Annotated in this window: 13 protein-coding genes and 1 pseudogene; 4 read left to right on the plus strand and 10 right to left on the minus strand. The window is 68.6% G+C overall.

The window, feature by feature from the left end; genetic code table 11:
- Nucleotides 1-9 precede the first annotated feature (9 nt).
- Complete coding sequence (locus ACLBYD_RS10340; protein ID WP_447816353.1) at nucleotides 10-774, plus strand: HAD family hydrolase; 765 nt, start codon at nucleotides 10-12, stop codon at nucleotides 772-774.
- Nucleotides 775-777: 3 nt separating this feature from the next.
- Here the strand turns inward: ACLBYD_RS10340 and ACLBYD_RS10345 are convergent, their stop codons facing one another.
- Nucleotides 778-3,144, minus strand: coding sequence for a phosphoketolase family protein (locus ACLBYD_RS10345; RefSeq protein ID WP_447816354.1), 2,367 nt, complete (start codon nucleotides 3,142-3,144; stop codon nucleotides 778-780).
- 531 nt (nucleotides 3,145-3,675) lie between these two features.
- Between ACLBYD_RS10345 and ACLBYD_RS10350 the strand changes: the two genes are divergently transcribed.
- The gene (locus ACLBYD_RS10350; protein ID WP_447816355.1) at nucleotides 3,676-4,008 is read left to right on the plus strand and encodes a hypothetical protein; all 333 of its coding nucleotides are present in this window, start codon (nucleotides 3,676-3,678) and stop codon (nucleotides 4,006-4,008) included.
- Nucleotides 4,009-4,104: 96 nt separating this feature from the next.
- Here the strand turns inward: ACLBYD_RS10350 and ACLBYD_RS10355 are convergent, their stop codons facing one another.
- From ACLBYD_RS10355 to ACLBYD_RS10370, 4 genes are all read right to left on the minus strand, one after another.
- Nucleotides 4,105-4,806 carry a DNA alkylation repair protein gene (locus ACLBYD_RS10355; RefSeq protein ID WP_447816356.1) on the minus strand — a complete coding sequence of 234 codons (702 nt, stop codon included), beginning with the start codon at nucleotides 4,804-4,806 and terminating at the stop codon, nucleotides 4,105-4,107.
- Nucleotides 4,807-4,936: 130 nt separating this feature from the next.
- Nucleotides 4,937-6,067 (minus strand): tyrosine-type recombinase/integrase, encoded by a 1,131-nt coding sequence (locus tag ACLBYD_RS10360; protein WP_447816357.1) that lies wholly within the window; start codon nucleotides 6,065-6,067, stop codon nucleotides 4,937-4,939.
- A complete protein-coding gene (gene pepN / locus ACLBYD_RS10365; protein ID WP_447816358.1) occupies nucleotides 6,064-8,556 on the minus strand; it encodes an aminopeptidase N in 2,493 nt (830 codons plus the stop codon). The genes ACLBYD_RS10360 and pepN overlap by 4 nt, the downstream gene beginning before the upstream one ends.
- 50 nt (nucleotides 8,557-8,606) lie before the next feature.
- Nucleotides 8,607-9,452 (minus strand): NmrA family NAD(P)-binding protein, encoded by an 846-nt coding sequence (locus ACLBYD_RS10370; RefSeq protein ID WP_447816359.1) that lies wholly within the window; start codon nucleotides 9,450-9,452, stop codon nucleotides 8,607-8,609.
- Nucleotides 9,453-9,573: 121 nt separating this feature from the next.
- Between ACLBYD_RS10370 and ACLBYD_RS10375 the strand changes: the two genes are divergently transcribed.
- Complete coding sequence (locus ACLBYD_RS10375) at nucleotides 9,574-9,948, plus strand: winged helix-turn-helix transcriptional regulator (protein WP_447816360.1); 375 nt, start codon at nucleotides 9,574-9,576, stop codon at nucleotides 9,946-9,948.
- A 96-nt stretch (nucleotides 9,949-10,044) separates the two neighbouring features.
- Here the strand turns inward: ACLBYD_RS10375 and ACLBYD_RS10380 are convergent, their stop codons facing one another.
- The 3 genes from ACLBYD_RS10380 to ACLBYD_RS10390 all read right to left on the minus strand — a co-directional run bounded on the left by ACLBYD_RS10380 (nucleotide 10,045) and on the right by ACLBYD_RS10390 (nucleotide 11,271).
- A complete protein-coding gene (locus ACLBYD_RS10380; protein WP_447816361.1) occupies nucleotides 10,045-10,686 on the minus strand; it encodes a hypothetical protein in 642 nt (213 codons plus the stop codon).
- Nucleotides 10,683-10,928, minus strand: coding sequence for a hypothetical protein (locus ACLBYD_RS10385; protein ID WP_447816362.1), 246 nt, complete (start codon nucleotides 10,926-10,928; stop codon nucleotides 10,683-10,685). The genes ACLBYD_RS10380 and ACLBYD_RS10385 overlap by 4 nt, the downstream gene beginning before the upstream one ends.
- A gap of 202 nt (nucleotides 10,929-11,130) precedes the next feature.
- Nucleotides 11,131-11,271 (minus strand): hypothetical protein, encoded by a 141-nt coding sequence (locus tag ACLBYD_RS10390; protein ID WP_447816363.1) that lies wholly within the window; start codon nucleotides 11,269-11,271, stop codon nucleotides 11,131-11,133.
- An 854-nt stretch (nucleotides 11,272-12,125) separates the two neighbouring features.
- Here ACLBYD_RS10390 and ACLBYD_RS10395 point away from each other — a divergent pair.
- Complete coding sequence (locus ACLBYD_RS10395; RefSeq protein WP_447816364.1) at nucleotides 12,126-12,563, plus strand: carboxymuconolactone decarboxylase family protein; 438 nt, start codon at nucleotides 12,126-12,128, stop codon at nucleotides 12,561-12,563.
- Between the two features lie 522 nt (nucleotides 12,564-13,085).
- Here ACLBYD_RS10395 and ACLBYD_RS10400 read toward each other — a convergent pair.
- Both ACLBYD_RS10400 and ACLBYD_RS10405 read right to left on the minus strand, forming a co-directional pair.
- Nucleotides 13,086-13,229, minus strand: a pseudogene (locus ACLBYD_RS10400) (LysM peptidoglycan-binding domain-containing protein); the annotation flags it as partial.
- A gap of 132 nt (nucleotides 13,230-13,361) precedes the next feature.
- A complete protein-coding gene (locus ACLBYD_RS10405; protein WP_447816365.1) occupies nucleotides 13,362-13,817 on the minus strand; it encodes a nitroreductase family deazaflavin-dependent oxidoreductase in 456 nt (151 codons plus the stop codon).
- Between the last annotated feature and the right edge of the window lie 267 nt (nucleotides 13,818-14,084).

Below are 14,084 nucleotides of genomic sequence, written 5' to 3' on the forward strand. Positions count from 1 at the left end.
GAGGACATCGTGGCCGAGACGCAGTCGCGGTTCCGTGCGGTGATCTTCGACGTCGACGGGGTGCTCGTCGATTCACCGCACGAGACGGCGTGGCGGGAAGCGCTGGCGGAGTTGATGACCGGCGACTGGCGCGACCTGCAACCCGAGACCTCCTGGCAGGCGCACGCGTTCACCGCGGAGGTGTACCGGCAGATGCTGTCGGGCCGGCCGCGGATGGACGGTGCCCGCGCCGCCCTCGAGTACTTCGCGGTGCCCGACGCCGAGCGCCGCGCGGTGGACTACGCCGAGCGCAAGCAGGTTCGGTTGCTGCGGTTGATCGACGAGCGCCGGTTCCGCGCCTACGACGACGGGGTGCGCTTCGTCGCGGCCGTGCAGGCGGCGGGGATCGCGGTGGCCGCGGCGTCCTCGTCGAAGAATGCCGGACTGTTCCTGCGGGCGGTCCCCGCCCACGACCGTCCCGGCGAGACACTGCTCGACCGGTTCGACGCCGATCTGTCCGGGCGCCCGGTCGCCCACGGCAAACCCGATCCGGAGCTGTTCCTCACCGCCGCCGACGAACTCGGGGTGCCCGCGCAGGCGTGCGTGGTGGTCGAGGACGCGATCAGCGGGATCCGGGCGGCGAAGGCCGGCGGCATGTGGGCGCTCGGTGTCGCCCGTTTCGACGACACCGCCGACCTCGAAGACGCGGGCGCCGATCTGGTGGTGACCTCCCTCGACGAGGTCGACGTCGACGCCTTCACCGCCGGGCGACTGGTCTGTCGCGGATCGGAGTGATGCTCAGTCGATTCCGACGCCCTGCCAGTGCCAGTCGGTGATCACCGGCATGTCCTCGCCGTGGGTGCGCACGTAACGGGTGTGCTCGGCGAGCATGTTCTCGAGCTCTTCACGGGCGTGCCCGGCGATGGGCCGGATCCGCTCGACGCGGTCGAGGACGTCGAGCGCGAGGTGGTAGCGGTCGATGCGGTTGAGCACGCACATGTCGAACGGCGTGGTGGTCGTACCCTCCTCGATGTAGCCGTGGACGTGGAAGTTCTCGTGGTTGGTGCGCCGGTAGACGAGACGGTGGATCAGCCACGGATACCCGTGGTAGGCGAAGACCACCGGCTTGTCGGTGGTGAACAGCGCGTCGAAGTGCGCGTCCGGCAGCCCGTGCGGGTGCGCCCGGTCGTCCTGCAGCCGCATGAGGTCGACGACGTTGACCACCCGGATCCGCAGGTCGGGGAAGCGGCGGTGCAGGATGTCGACGGCCGCGAGGGTTTCCATCGTGGGGATGTCGCCGGCGCAGGCGAGCACCACATCCGGTTCGGCGTCGCGGTCGGTCGAGGCCCACTGCCAGATCCCGATGCCCTTGCGGCAGTGGGTCATCGCGTCGTCGATGTCGAGGAACTGTACGGCGGGTTGCTTCCCGGCGACGATCACGTTGATGTACTGGCGGGTGCGCAAGCAATGATCGGCCACCGAAAGCAGGGTGTTGGCGTCCGGCGGCAGGTAGACGCGCACGACCTCGGGTTTCTTGTTGACGACGTGGTCGATGAATCCGGGGTCCTGGTGCGAGAAGCCGTTGTGGTCCTGCCGCCACACGTGGGAGGTGAGCAGGTAGTTCAGCGACGGGATGGGGCGGCGCCAGCGGATCCGGTTCGTGGTGAGCAGCCATTTGGCGTGCTGGTTGACCATCGAGTCGACGAGGTGCGCGAAAGCCTCGTAGCTGGAGAACAATCCGTGCCGGCCGGTGAGCAGGTACCCCTCGAGCCAGCCCTGGCAGGTGTGTTCGGACAGGATCTCCATGACCCGGCCGTCGGGGGCGACCCGGTCGTCACCCGGGTCGATGCGCGCGTTCCAGGTGCGGTCGGTGGCGTCGAGGACCGCGTCGAGGCGGTTGGAGTTGTTCTCGTCGGGCGCGAACATCCGGAAGTTCGTGGCGTTGCGCCGCATGACGTCGCGCAGGAAGGTGCCGAGGATGCGGGTGGCCTCGCCGGTGGCGGTGGCCGGTTCGGGAACGTCGACGGCGTAGTCGCGGAAGTCGGGCAGGATCAGATCCCGCAGCACCGCTCCCCCGTTGGCGTGCGGGTTGGCGCTCATCCGCCGGGTGCCACGGGGCGCGAGGTCGCGCAGGGCCGCGACGGGAACGCCGTCGTCGTCGAACAACTCCTTCGGCCGGTAGCTGCGCAGCCACTCCTCGAGGAGGCGGCGGTGCTCGTCGTTCCCGCGCGGATCACCGATCGGCACCTGGTGGGCGCGCCACGTGCCCTCGACCGGGGCGTCGTCGACCTCCACCGGGCCGGTCCACCCCTTCGGGGACCGGAGCACGATCATCGGCCAAGCCGGGCGGGTCGCGTTTCCCGAGCTGCGGGCGGTCTGCTGGATCTCGGAGATGCGGTCGAGCGCCGCGTCGAGGGCGGCGGCGAAGCGCCGGTGCATGTCGGCGGGATCGTCGCCGGCGACGACGATCGGTTCGTGCCCGTAGCCGCGCAGCAGCGAGATCAGTTCGTCCTCGCCGATGCGGGCGAGCACCGTCGGGTTGGCGATCTTGAAGCCGTTGAGGTGCAGGATCGGCAGCACCGCGCCGTCGCGGCGCGGGTCGACGAATTTCGTCGAGTGCCAGCTCGCGGCCAGCGGTCCGGTCTCGGCTTCGCCGTCGCCGACGACCGCGGCGACGATCAGGTCGGGATTGTCGAAGGCGGCGCCGTAGGCGTGCGAGAGGGAGTAGCCGAGTTCACCGCCCTCGTGGATCGAGCCGGGGGTCTCGGGGGCGACGTGGCTGGGAATGCCGCCGGGGAACGAGAACTGGCGGAACAGGCGTCGCATGCCGTCCTCGTCGCGAGAGACGTCCGGGTAGACCTCGCTGTAGGTGCCTTCGAGCCACGCCGCGGCCACCGGTCCGGGCCCGCCGTGGCCGGGACCCATGACGTACATCATGTCCAGCTCGCGGGCGGTGATGGCGCGGTTGAGGTGTGCGTAGACGAAGTTCAATCCCGGTGTGGTGCCCCAATGTCCGAGCAGCCGCGGTTTGATGTGCTCGGGCCGCAGCGGTTCGCGCAGCAGCGGATTGTCCATGAGATAGATCTGGCCGACCGACAGATAGTTCGCGGCCCGCCACCACGCGTCGAGGGTGTCGAAGTCGGTGTCGGTGGTGGGGAGCTGCATCGTTCTCCTCGTCGTCGCTGATATCCGGCCTCGGCCGGGGTTTCCCGCGAAAGCGCATGCGGGGCCCGGCCTGCCGCGTACCCTCGCTCGGAACGGTACCCATTCGGGGAGGTGCCCACTCCCGGTACCGACCGGAACGATCCGACGTGGGAAGCCGAATGCGTATGGCCTGGGCCAGGACCGCACAGGAACGCACAGTCGAACACGAAGCCCCGCAGCAACGGGTGATCCATCCGTTCGTGGGCCGCGCGGTGGGGGTGATCGCGGCGCTCGTGGCGGTCGCGCACCTGGTCGCGGCGGTGGCCGGTGCCCGCGGCCATTGGTTCGACGAGATGTACATGCTGGCCGTGGGCCGCAATCACCTCGACTGGGGGTCGGCCGACCAGCCGCCGGTCGCGCCGCTGATCGCGTGGGTCGCCGATGTGGTCGTGCCCGGGTCGGTCCTCGTGCTGCGGATACCGGCGATCGTGGCGACAGTCGCTGCGGTCGTGGTCGTCGCGCTGATCGCCCGCGAGCTGGGCGGTGATCGGCGTGGCGCTCGCCGCGCTCGTGCCGTCCGTCTCGGTGCCGATGTCCAACAGCGACGTCGGGGAACGGATCGCCGCGAGCACCGCGGGCGCGTACGGGGATCTGTCGGCGGACGAGCAGCGCCGCACGGTGCTGTCCGGCGAGTCGTACATTCTCGCGGCCTATCTCGACGGCTACTCCGAGCGCTTCGATCTTCCGCCCGCGCACAGCCCCAACCGCGCGTACGGGTACTTCCCGCTCCCGGACGAGTCGAGCACCGCTGTGCTGTTCACCGGCACCGATCCGTCGGACCTCGAACCGTACTCACCGACATCGGCGAGGTGCGCAGAGCGGTGAGCGACGACATCGACGCCCGGGTGTGGCTGCTGACGGGACGGACCACCGGGTGGAACGAGATCCGGCAGCAGATCCGCACCCTCGACGTGGCCTGAGCTACGGCCGGATGGTCTTCGCTTCGTTCTTCCGCCGCACCATCTCGCCTATCCAGGCCGGCGCGTACGGCGACGTGCAGCCCGGGGACGTCGGATAGTCCTTCAGCACCTCGAGGCGTTCGCCGATGTCGAGCGCGCGGGCGCGGTGGCCGGGGTGTTCGATGCCGATCTGCGCCAGGCACGTGTTCATCGCCCATTGCAATCGTTCGGGGGCGTCGCGCATCTGGGCGTCGATGGTGTCGAGCAGACTGGACAGGTCGACGCCGTCGGCGTTCTTGACGACGCGCTCGGCGGTGAGCGCCCAGCCCGCGCTCGCGACGATCGGATCGGGGTCGGTCATCCACCTGCCCCGCAGCTCCTCCGCATGCGGGTTCTTCTTCACGACGTAGTTGACGAACCAGTGGTGCACCTTCGGGGTGCCGGTCTCGCGGACCATCGCGTCGAGCTCGTCGACGGTGAACGCCTTCGGGCGGCAGATCAGCAGCGCGAGCAGCCGGGCGGCGGTGTCACCGGTGGCCCAGAGTTGCTGCGCGAGCTCGTGCTGCGTCTTCACCCGCTTGGCGACGGCGCGCAGGGCGGAGAGGTTCACGCCGTGGTCGTTGCCGTGTTTCTCGTTCACCGCGCGGATCTTCGGGTCGTCGAGCGCGGCGAGTTCGGTGAGCAGCTCGTCGACGGTCGGAGCGTCCGTTTTCGTCTGGGCCACCGCGATCTCCTGTCCGTGTGTGTCGGTCGCGCCTCAGCCTACGAGTGCCGGGCGACAGCCTGTGCCGGTTCCGTCTTCGATTCGGGTGGGTTCGGCCCCGCTGAGCGGGGTCGGATCCACCCGAATCCGCTCACAGGCCGAGTTGGGTGACGGCGTTGCCGACGAGACCGGCGTGGTGGCGGCTGTACAGCGCGACCATCCGTTCGTCCGCGTGCCCGGTCTGCGTCATGATCGTCTGCGTGGTCGCGCCGCCGCGCACCGCCTGGGTGACGAACCCGGCCCGCAGGCTGTGCCCGCCCAGGGTGGCGACGAGGTCGTCGCTGAACCCGGCGCGGCGGGCGCGGCGCTGGATCATCGAGTGCACGGACTGCCCCGACAGCGCGCTTGTCCCCACCGTGCCGCTGTGGTGCACCGGCCGGAACAGGGGCCGGTCGCCGTCCTGCGTGCGCCCGGCCGCCAGACCGCGGCAGCAGTGCTCGGCCGGGTCGGCGGCGGTGGTACCGAGCAGGTCGACGACGGCCTCGCGTCCGGACTCGTCCCATGCATCGAGCACCTCCCGCCAGCGTCGATAGGCGCACACCGGGCAGGTGTGCGGATCGGACCCGTACGGCAGGGTGACGGTGCGGCCGCGGGCGCTGCGGTCGGTCTTGGACCGGCGGACCGTCACATAGAGCCCGTCGGCGCGGTGCGGGACGACGTCGGAGACGACGAGCCCGGTGAGCTCGGAGCGGCGCAGCGCCCCGGCCAGTCCCATGAGCAGCAGCGCCGCGTCGCGGCGTTCGGCGACGCGTTCGGCCCACCCGCCGTCGGCCGCCTCGACGCGCATCGCGGTGAGGATGGTGCGGATGTCGTCGGTGAGCAGCGGGGTGCGGCGCGCCGGCGGGGTGGCCCGGTCGCGCCGGATGCCGCGTAGCAGATCCCGAACCGATTCGTGCCCACCGGGTTTCGGTAGGCCTGCCAGGGCGTGCATCTTGTTGATGGTCGACACCCACCGCGACAGCGTCGACGGCGCGTACGCCCAGCGTCCGTCGGGGCGCACTTCGGCGGCCTTCTCGGTGAGGAACCAGCTCAGTTGCTCGGCGGTGGCCGGCATCGGACTGTGCCCGGTGCGTTCGCACCAGCGGGTGAAGATCGTCCAGTCGCCGATCTGGGCGGCGCGGGTGTTCTCCGAAGTCGCCTTCTCCCGCAGTCGCCGCATCGCGGTGGCGACCGTGTCCGGTACCGCGGGCACCTCGGGACGAGGCAGATCCGGGCTGGTCACGGCGTGTTGATCCTCTGGACACGCAGGTCGCGGGCGAGATGGTCGCGCTGTTCGATCACCAGGCGCCGCAGCGCGGCCGGAGCGTCGGTGTGGGCCTCGAGCCAGGTGTCGACGGGTTCGAGGCTGTCGGCCGCGGGAAACAACCCGACGACGATGCGGCGGGCGATCTCGATGCTGCGGCTCGTCCACGTCTCACGGAGCACCGCGAAGTAATCGGTGTCGTAGGCGGAGATCAGGTCGCGGCGCGCCCCGGCGCGGAACCCGGCGATGGTCGCGTCGAGGTGGTCGTTGGTGAGGGTGTGGTCGGCGAGGATCGTCGCCCACGCGTGCGCCTTGACCTCGGCGCGCGGGCGAGAGGCGAGCGCGCGCAGGTGCGCGGTGCGTCCCGAGGCGGTGTCGTCGTTGCGCAGTTCCTCGTCGAGGTCGGCCTCGTCGGCGTCGCCGGTCGTGGTCAGCGCTGCCCACCAGCTCCACCGCAGGTCGGGGTCGAGGCGCAGGCCCTCCGGCGGTGCGACGTTGCCGCACAGGATCGCTCGCAGGTCGGCGGCGTGCCGGTCGTCGACGCTCGCCGCGACACCGACGGCGCGGGCGAACGCCAGCTGGGCGTCGCTGCCGGGTGCGGCACCGTACATTCCGTCCCAGACCGCGTCGAGCCAGCGACGCCGCGCGTCGGGGCGCGCCGAGTCGGGCACATAGTGTTCGACGGCCTGGGCGGCGTTGGCAAGCACCGCGGTGAGCAGCGCGATGTCCGCCTCGTGCGGGGCGAACCCGGCGGCCATCGACAGATAGCGGTCGACGGCGAGTTCCCCGTCGCGGGTCACGTTCCACAGCGCCGACCACAGCAGGCCGCGCGCGAGCGGTTCGCGGACGCGGTCCAGGGAGGACTCGACCGTGTCGAGCGACCGCGTGTCGAGGCGAATCTTGGCGTAGGTGAGGTCGTCGTCGTTGAGCAGCACCAGCGCCGCCTCGGGCAGGTCGACGGGGGTGCGTTCGTCGGCGAGGTCGACCTCGACGCGGTGGGTGCGGACGAGGTCGCCGGAGTCGTCGGGGTCGTAGCAGCCGACGGCGAGGCGGTGCGGCCGCGGATCGCTCTGCACGATCTCGTACCCGGTCCCGGACTCCTCGAGATGCAGGGTCGACACCCCGGTGGTCTGCAGCCACGCCTGCGCCCAGGACGACAGGTCGCGGCCGGAGGTGCTCGACAGTTCGACGAGCAGATCGTCGAGGGTGGTGTTGCCGAAGGCGTGCTTGCGGAAGTACCGGCGGGCACCTTCGAAGAAGGCGTCGCGGCCGACATAGGCGACGAGCTGCTTGAGCACGCTCGCGCCCTTCGCGTAGGTGATGCCGTCGAAGTTCAGCTTCGCGGCCTCGAGGTCGACGATGTCGGCGACGATCGGGTGCGTCGTGGGCAGCTGGTCCTGCAGATACGCCCAGGCCTTGCGGCGGTTCGCGAAGGTCACCCACGCGTCGGTGAACTTGGTGGCCTCGGCGCTGGTGAAGGCGCCCATGAAATCGGCGAACGACTCCTTCAGCCACAGGTCGTCCCACCACTTCATGGTCACCAGATCGCCGAACCACATGTGGGCCATCTCGTGGAGGATCGTGTTCGCGCGACCCTGATGCTGGGCGGCGGTGGCGGCACCGCGGAAGACGTACGCCTCGGTGAAGGTGACGCAGCCGGGGTTCTCCATCGCACCGAGGTTGTATTCGGGCACGAACACCTGGTCGTACTTGCCGAACGGATACGGATAGTCGAAGTGTTCGGCGTAGAAGTCCATGCCCTGCCGGGTGACCTCGACGATCTCGTCGGCGTCGAGATGCTCGGCGAGCGACGCGCGGCACAGCACTCCCAGCGGCACCGTCAGCTCGTCGCGGCTCCACGACGCGTCGACCCGGTGGTACGGGCCGGCGACGATCGCGGTGATGTATGTGGAGATCGGCTGGGTCGGCGCGAACGTCACGGTCTGGGTGTCGTCGCGCTGCACCGTGCGCTCGGCGGCCTCGTTCGACAGCACCTGCCAGCGGCGCGGCGCGGTGACCACGAAGGTGAACGGCGCCTTGAGATCCGGCTGTTCGAAGCACGCGAACACGCGGCGGGCGTCGGCCGGTTCGTACTGGGTATAGAGATAGGTTTCGCCGTCGACGGGGTCGACGAAGCGGTGTAGCCCCTCCCCCGACCGGCTGTACCGGCCGGTCGCGACGACGGTGACGACGTTGATCTCCTTCAAACCGCCGATCGTGATCCGCGCGCCGTCGTAGACGACGGGCATGAGCTCGCCGTTGATCGTCACCGACTCGACGGAGTCGCCGATGAAATCGAGCCAGGCCTCGTCGGTGGAGGCGGTGAATTCGAGCGTCGTGACCGTGGGGAATCCGGTGCGGCGGGCATCGACGGCACCCCGCAGGTCGAGTTCGACGCGGTAGGAGTGCACGTCGAGTGCGCGGGCGCGCGCGGCGGTTTCGGCACGGGTCAGATTCGCGGAGCTCACGAGTCCCGATCCTGCCATCACGCGCCCGGACTCGACGGGATTAGCGAGTGTCAGGCACCGATCGCTTCGACTGCCGGCGTCGCGGAGCGTCCGATGAGGCGCTCGAGATCGCCGCTGTCGGTGTCGAGCGCGCCGACGGCGATGCCCGCGTCGGAGTCGGCGAGCACGGCGGCGAACTGTGCGGGCACACCGGCGTTCTCGAGGATCTTCGCGTACTCCTCCTTCGGCAGATCCTTGTAAGTGACGGGCACGCCGACGATGCCGGAGAGGACCTCCGCCAGTTCGGTGTAGGTCAGTCGCTGACCGCCGAGTTCGTAGACGGCACCGGCGTGTCCCTCGGTCGTGAGGACCGCGGCGGCGGCTTCGGCGAAGTCCTTGCGGGCCGCCCCGGCGACGCGGCCGGCGCCGGCCGAACCGAACAGCGCACCGGAGGCAGCGGCAGCGGCGACCGAGCTGTCGTAGTTCTCCCAGTACCAGCCGTTGCGCAGCAGGGCGTGGTCGATGCCGGAGGCGGCGAGCAGTTCCTCGGTGGCCTTGTGTTCACCGGCGAGGATCAGCGGGCTCGTCGCCGCGTTCAGGATCGAGGTGTAGGCGATGAACGCGACGCCGGTGGCCTTGGCGGCGTCGATGATGTTGGTGTGCTGGGGCAGTCGCTGCCCCACTTCGCTGCCGGAGACGAGAAGCAGCTTGTCGACACCGGCCAGCGCCTCGCGCAGGGCCGCCGCATCGGCGTAGTCCGCAACACGGACCTGCACCCCGTCGGCGGCCAGGTCTGCGGCCTTCGCCGCGTCGCGCACGACGGCGACGATGTCGCCGGCGGCGATTCCGCGGGTGCGGAGAGCGGTGATGGTCAGGCGACCGAGGTGGCCGGCGGCTCCGGCGACAGCGATGGTCATGGGACTCCTCGAAGTGGTCGAGCGGGATCGGGAACTCCACCATTCCATCACTTACTTTTTGTAAGTGCAACCGCTCGAGTCAGTACGTATCGCTTGCATAGTCGCCGTATACTCGGCGTTCATGAGCACCGATCGCCTCCCCGAAGCCGACGTCTTCGCGCGCGAGTGCCCGTCACGTCCGGTGCTGCAGCGCATCACCGGGCGCTGGGGTGTGCTGGTTCTGGCAGCCCTCGTCGACGACCCGCGCCGGTTCTCGGAACTGCGCCGCCGGGTCGACGGCGTGAGCGAACGCATGCTGTCGCAGACCCTGCAGACCCTCGAACGCGACGGCCTGATCCACCGCGCCGTTCTCGGGACGATCCCTCCGCACGTCGAGTACTCGCTCACCGGCCTCGGACGCCGCATCACCGCGCCCCTGCTGACGCTCATCGACGCCGTGGAGGAGTCGATGCCCGAGATCGTCGCCGCGCAGGACGAGTACGACCGCACCCACTGATCCGACGGAATCGATTTTCTCGATGGCGTCTGCTCGGTGGAAGTGCCCTCCGTCGAGCAGAACACCGCCCGACGGAGGACAGCTTGTTCGGGGCGGTCACGTCCCGTACGGACGCCGCTGCGGACGAGAGCGAACCCGCTCCTCCGGCCCCTGTTCGGGCAGCGGGATCCGGATCGGTGGTCGCACCTCCCAGTGCACCGGAAAGTCCGCTTTGCGGCTCAGCAACGGTGGCGTAGCGCCGGCGAGCGACAGACTCACCGTGAGTTCACCTGCCTCACAGTCGATGAAATCGACCGCGCCGTGCTGAAGGGAGATCGAGGTGTGGCCCATCGCGAAGACGACCTCGAGGTCGAAATCGACGCGCGCCGATTCCTGGTTCTCGACGAGTAGCGCCACGTAGGCGGAGCGACGGACCGGGATCCGGTATGGATCCTGAATGGTTGCGACCACCCTGCGACCCGGGTCCGCCCGGGTGGCGCGAGCCGCGTCCATCACCTCCTGCAGTGCTCCGAGTCCTTTGGCGAACAGCGGGCCGGGGTCCTCGTCGAGAAGACTCAGAGCCGTGGCCAGGATTCGGCTCTCGAGGAGCTTCAGAGCCGTCCGGGGAAGACGCGCGCCGCGCGTCCCGTCCGTCAGTCCCCGAGGGGGAAGGTTCGACGTCATCTGCTCGATCAAAGGGGTGTCGTCGCTGTCGAACACCAACGATCGAAGGGTCGTGCGAGTCTCGACGGTAATCATGACTCCTCCTGGTTCGAGATTCTCAGTTCGAGATGGATGGAGCGGGTCGGTAGTGGACCCTCCGGCATATCGACCACGAAGGGTGCTGTGCCGAGCCGGGTTTCGCCTTGGGCGGCGGGCTCACGACGTGACCTGTGCTGCTGGTAGGCACGCGCCACGCGCACAATCAGGAACGTCGCTGCGAGCGCCGCGGCGAAGAGCAGCCAGGCTCGGAAGTCCGTGACGACCGCTTTCGTCTCCACATCGGCAGTCGACGGAGGTGGTAGGGGCGCCGGTGGGGCCGGTGGAGCGGGAGCTCCAGGTGCGGCTTCGGATTGGGGCGGCGCCGGTGTCACGTTGTCAGGTACCTGTTTCCGTTCCGGTTCAGCGGGTGGTGGGGTGACAGGATCTTCCGGGGTAAGCGTGTATTCAGGGGTGGCGCTTGCTGGTTGTTCCCCTTCCGGCTCAGGGGAATTGGTGGGCGGCGGCGCGGGAGTCGAGACTTCGGGCGACTCCGGTGTCGACGATCGCGCAGAGGACGGCGGTGTCCACGTAGGCACATGTGAAGGCGGTCTCCACGAAGGGACGTGCGAAGGGGGTGTCCATGGGGGAAGCTGAGGCGGTGGCCAAGAAAAGCTGGGGATCGGGATTCGCGGGATAACGACATTCCCACCCGTACCGCCGGAACTCCGATTCGAATCGGATCCGTCGCCTCCCGAGGTCCCTCCTCCGGTCCCGGATTCGGATTCCCCATGGTCGGGCGGTGGACAGGGCGAACACACGTCGAGTCTGGGCTTGTCCTGTGCGGCAGCGTGCGTTGTGGGCATCCCACCTATGAAGGCGACCGCTGTGAGGCAAAGCGTGGCCAAGACGATGCAGTGGCGTGGCGATGTAGCCATTGTTCCCTCCCTCCGTGACATCCACCTTCGCCTCGATTCGCAGGGGACTCGCGAGTAGAGCACTACGTGAATCGGCGCATGCGCTGGCGTAGATAGGTAGCCGTAGGATCCGGAGATGACCACGACCCGCTACGGAATCCTCGTCTACGACGACGTCGAAGTGCTCGACGCCTTCGGCCCGTTCGAGGTGTTCTTCGTCGCCGCGTGACTGTCGTCCGGAACCGAGCACGAGATCGGCGGTGCCAAATTTCTGTCCGCCTATCGGGATCGCGAGGTCGTGGCAGCACATGGTGGTTTGCGGGTGCTCACCGACGCATCGATTACCGACGCACCACAGTTCGACGTTCTACCGATCCCCGGAGGCATCCCCGGTCTCGTCGAGCACGACGCCGGGTCGAGCGACAGATGGGCTCCCGGTGGAAGGAGTCCCTGGTCTCGACGGAGAGAGACCGGCCGATCTTCCTGATGGCGATGCCAACCGCCCCCCTGGCCCGGATGCGACTGACAGAATGAAACGGCCGGTCGCTCCGGCCGGCGTCGCCCGCCGGAAGGACATCCACGATGGCGCACGTCAACCTCGGAAAGCAGCACCCGGCCGCCTACAAGAGCGTGCTGGCATTGAACAAGGAGGTCGAGGAGGCCGTCGCGAGAGCCGGCCTCGACGCGAAGCTCGCCGAACTGGTGAAGATCCGCGCGTCGCAGCTCAACGGGTGCGCGTTCTGCCTGCGCATGCACACGCGGGACGCCCTGGAGAAGGGCGAGACCACCGATCGTCTCGCGGTCCTCGCGGCCTGGTGGGAGTCGCAGTACTTCACCGACGAGGAGCGGGCCGCGCTCGCGCTGGCGGAAGAAGTCACGCAACCCATGGAACCCGGTCGTCACGAGTGGGACAACGGTGCACTCAGTGACGAGCAGGTCTCCGCGGTCACGTGGCTTGCGATCGTCATGAACGCGTGGAACCGCATCGCAGTTCGGAGCCACTACCCCGTCGCCCCGTGACCCGCACCGGCCTCACGGCCTCCCTTGTCAGAAGCTGGTGAGGTTCGGGAAGAACAGCACCTGCCCGACGGTGATCCTGTTCGGATCGGCGATGTGATTGGCAGCCGCGATCATCGCGAACATCTCCGCGTTCCCGTAGTGGTCCTCCGCCAGAGCCCGCAGGGTATCGCCAGGGACGACGGTGTGCCGGTAGTTGAGCCCCGGACGAATCAGCACGCGGCCGACCTCGACGTGGTCGGGGTCGGTGATGTGGTTCGGGAACGAGATCACCGGATACAGGTGCGCCTCGCCGTACCAGCGGCGTGCGAGCTCCGAGAGGGTCTCGCCGGCGACCACGGTGTGGTGCCCCACGTCCCCGAGTTCGGGAATCAGCAGTGAGCGGCCGACCTGGATCACGTTCGGATCGGCGATGTGGTTGGCCGCGGCGAGCACCGGGAACAGGGTCCGGTCGCCGTAGAAGTGTTGCGCCAGTCCCGACAGTGTCTCGCCGGGCGCGACGGTGTGGCGGCTGGTGATGTACGGGATGAGCAGTTCCTGACCGACGGTGATCTCGTCCGGATCGGTGATGCCGTTCGGAACAGCGATGACGGGATACAGCGTCGCGTCACCGTAGAACCTCTGCGCCAGCTTCGAGAGGGTGTCGCCTGCGACCACTTCGTATTTCGTAACCATGACCGTGCCTCGGAGTTGTAGAGGGTCCGCGATCGAATCGAATCGACGAGGATCATGGTGCTCACCATCGGCGGCAGACACACGCGTAGCGCGCTACCCGAATTCCGTACCGAGGAGTTCCGTCGACTACGTCGGTGGCAGCAGTTCGAAGACCGGATGGTGGCCGGCCTCCGCGACGAACCGTTCCACCGGGTCGTTCCTGCTTGCCTCGAAATACCGTCGGGTGGCGGACGCCAGTTGGATGTACCGCTGCAGGACCGGCCCGGCCTCCTCTGCCGATACCTCGCGGATCGAGTAGCGGTGCGTGTCGCGACGCCTGCTGAGTTCGACTTCGCCGGCGGCACGCGCGTTGTGCACCCACCCCACCGATCCGTACGGGGCGACCAGCCAGCGTTTTCCGTGCAGATCGACGATCAGCACGGGGTTGCGGCGGATCTTCCCGGTGCGCCTACCGCGTGTGGTCAGCAGAGAGGAGTGCGGCACCAGCCCCGCACGAGTAAGCGTGCTCATCATGGCGTTCTCGATATGTCGCCACCGGCTCGGTCGGTAGGTGCGCTCGGGACGGAACGAACTGCCGGTCATGGTCTGCCCCCATGCCCGTCGCGTACGGCACTCGGAACGTGTTCGACAAGGTTGGGGCACCGACGTCCGACGTACCCCGGGCTCCCTGAGCCGGGGCAGTGTGGCCGACATGTCCGCATGTGGCCGGTCGGGCGGCGACCTGTCAGTGCCGGCTGGTGGATTCGTCGGTGACGAGGCGGTACAGCACGTACACCGCGAACCACGCGATGAGCACCGACGCGATCACGAGCGCGATCTCGTAGAAGAGGACCATATGCTCGATGCTAC

The organism is Rhodococcus sp. C26F, assembly GCF_053345925.1.